This is a genomic window from Spirillospora sp. NPDC049652 (genome assembly GCF_040675125.1).
GTDB lineage: Bacteria > Actinomycetota > Actinomycetes > Streptosporangiales > Streptosporangiaceae > Spirillospora.
Genome location: NZ_JBFAOF010001247.1, coordinates 1 through 1753, shown reverse-complemented (window position 1 = coordinate 1753; position 1753 = coordinate 1). Strand labels below are relative to the sequence as shown.

The following is a 1753-nucleotide window of genomic DNA, read 5'->3' as shown; positions in this document are numbered from 1 at the left end:
GCACCGCGGCGGCCGCGAACAGCGCGAACGCCTGGTTGCCGAACCCGTAGAAGCGTCCGGCGACGACGGCGGTGTAGCCGAGGAAGGAGTTCATCTGCAGGCCGGAGCCGGTCATGACGTCCAGGCCGAGCGCGGCGGCGGTGACGCCCGCGACGACCAGGCCCGGCCCGGTCACCGACCGCCGCCACGGGCCGCCGAGCGCCGCCGCGGTCATCGCCGCGGCGATCAGGACGACCGTGCCGATCAGCACCGGGGTCGTGTGCGGGGACTTCCACCACGGGACGAGCCCCGCGAGGAAGGCCGCGCCGGGCACCGCGCCCCCGAACAGGGCGAGCACCCGCGTGCCGGCGAGGATCCGGCGGCGGGCGGGCGCGCCGCCCCAGCGCCGCCGCAGCGCCAGCCCCGCGAGGAGGAACAGAACGATCTGGATCCCGGCGAGCGTGGACAGGAAGCCGCCCTGGACCCGCCGGATCGCCTGCCCGGCGACCTCCTCGGCCCTCAGCGTGTCCACCTTGCGGGCGGTGGAGTCGCCGGTCGCCCGGGTGCGGAACGGCGAGCCGACCGCGTCGGACGGCTCCCGCAGCACCAGCGCCCGCATGATCGTGGACGTGACGTCGGTCAGCGTGACCAGCGCCTTCTGCCGCGTCGCGTCCGAGTACAGGTAGGACGACCCGGTGAAGCCCGGCCCGCTCGCGAGCGCGACCCGCAGGTGCGGCTTCGGCCCGTTGTCGGAGAGGCCCGCGACCAGCACGGTCGTGCCCGCCGGGACGGCCGCGAGCACCTGGGCGACCCGACGGTCGGCGGCCGCCGCGGCGCGTGCCCGGTCGGTCCGCCCGACCGGCACCTGCGCGCCCTTCGCGTCCACCCCGGCGGCGAGGTAGACGCGGAAGACGTCGTCGATCTCGACGGCGGTCAGCGGGCAGCGCGCCCAGTCGGCCGGGGACGCGCGGTCGACGCGGTCGACGTAGTGGTCGACGCGGCCGCTGCGGTCGGCGAGGCCGAAGACGGCGCCGGGCCCGACGGCGGTCGTGCAGACCCCGTCCTGGTGGGCGGTGTCACCGAGGAGCCCCGGCTTGGCGTGGTAGGACGAGCGCGCGTTGTCCTTGACGATCTTCGGCCAGCCCGGGGCGAGCGCGCCGCCCTGCGCCGGAGCGGGCGACCCGGCCGGCACCGCACTGCCGGGCAGCACCGGATTGGACGGCAGGACGCAGTCGGCGTCCTTCAGCACCGACCGCTGCCCGGCCGAGACCGTCAGCCAGCCGTCGGTGGGGCAGGTGTTCGGCTTGGTCGTCCGGACGGTCATGGCCGCGGCCCCGCCCTGGGCGGTCAGCCGCCAGAGCGTCGGGGTGCCGCGCTCGGTCACGTCCGTCCACATCAGGCCGTCCACGCCCATGAGGACGACGCGTCCGCCGGGAGCGGCCCGGCCGCTGTTCGAGGCCGTGTTCGAGGGGGCGCTCGATACCGGGCCCGCCTGCGCTGCCTGCGCCGATCGCGCGGGCGCTCCGAGGAGGAGGCCCATCGCGGCGAGAACCAGCAGGACAGCGGCCATGCCCGGTCGCGGTGTGCGGAGTCTCGCCCCCGATAGCCCCATGACGTCCAGGGTAGTGGCACCTTTAGGACAGGATGTGAACATGCGACGAGCCATGGGGACGGGAGACGCCGCGCCGGAGCGGCGGGCGTCCGCCCCGGACGGGGGTGCGGCGGTGGGGGCGACTGCCGTGAACGAGGCCGCCGCGGAGGACGGCGGCCGGGG

General features: G+C 76.3%; 1 protein-coding gene. It reads right to left on the bottom strand.

Features of this window, described 5'->3' with window-relative positions:
* Positions 1-1549, bottom strand: a 1549-nt coding sequence (locus AB0J52_RS39075; RefSeq protein ID WP_500188121.1) for a hypothetical protein, incomplete at its 3' end; no start/stop codon positions are given.
* Positions 1550-1753 lie beyond the last annotated feature (204 nt).